Origin of the sequence: Micromonospora sp. ATCC 39149, assembly GCF_000158815.1 — a bacterium.
Lineage (GTDB): Bacteria > Actinomycetota > Actinomycetes > Mycobacteriales > Micromonosporaceae > Micromonospora.
The window spans coordinates 356590-357653 of record NZ_GG657738.1; the positions used below are offsets into that span (position 1 = coordinate 356590).

Here is a 1064-nt window from a genome sequence, read left to right on the forward strand (position 1 = left end):
CACCTCGTAGCCGAGGCCCGCGACCAGGAACCCCGCCGAGGCGAAGCCGAGCAGCATCGCCACCGACCGGGCCGCCACAAGCCGGGCGTTGGCGCGGGCCCGCCGCTGCGGCCCCACCAGGTCCGGCAGTTCAGCGCGCAGCGCGACCCCCCACAGGGTCTGCCCGCAGCCCAGCACCACCGCGAGGGCGTAGAGCATCGCCGGCCTCGCCCCGACGGGCGCCACCACCAGCAGCGTCAGCGTCAGCGCCGAGAGCACGTCGGCGCCGATCATGAGGCGGGTTCGGCGGCAGCGGCCGGCGAGCAGCCCGCTGACCGGCCCCATGAGGAAACCGGCGACCAACCGGACGGCCATGAACAGGCCGGTCCGCATGGCGGAGCCGGTGAGCGCCAGCACGAACAGGCCCAGCGCCACCAGGTTCAGGTAGCTGCCGTACGTGGAGACCGCGTGCGCGGCCACCACCAGCCGCAGGTCACGCGCCGCGTGCCCCGCGCCGGCCTCCTTCGCCACTGAACGTCCCCACCATTGTCGACTCCCCCGGTGCCGCCGATCTTGCCGGGCGGGCGGACGACTTTCAATGGGGCGGGCGGGATCGCGGGTGCCCCTAGCGCCCCGGGTCCAGGTAGCGCGCCGGGACGGCGTCGGTCAGCCAGACGCCGTTGGCGCTGCGGTGGAAGACGTGCCCGTCGCGGGCCATCGCCGCCGCGTCGACGGTGAACACCACGACCGGGCCGCCGCGCCGCGCGCCGACCCGCTGGGCGGTCTCGACGTCCGCCGACAGGTGTACGTGGTGCCGGCCGCCCCGGTGCAGCCCGCCCGTCCGGATCGACTCGACCACGCCGGCCCCGGTGCCGTGGTAGAGCCGCGCGGGCGGCTCGACCGGCGGCAGCCCCAGCTCGACCGGGATGGAGTGCCCCTGGTTGGCCCGGATCCGGTCCCCCCCGTCCGGGCCGCGCTCCACCGCGAAGCGCTGCTTGTCGTTGCCGGCCACGACGGCGTCGAGGTCGGGCCGCCCCACCCGCAGGGCGAGCGAGCAGGTCGTCCACCGGCACCCAGCCGGCCCG

General features: G+C 76.3%; 2 protein-coding genes. Both read right to left on the bottom strand.

Annotation, left to right across the window (positions count from 1 at the left end; genetic code table 11):
* Positions 1 to 510, bottom strand: a 510-nt coding sequence (locus MCAG_RS33230; RefSeq protein WP_007071234.1) for an MFS transporter, incomplete at its 3' end; no start/stop codon positions are given.
* Positions 511 to 604: 94 nt separating this feature from the next.
* Positions 605 to 1064 (bottom strand): RNA 2'-phosphotransferase (locus tag MCAG_RS01525; RefSeq protein WP_157548344.1); only part of this gene is annotated, 460 nt, incomplete at its 5' end.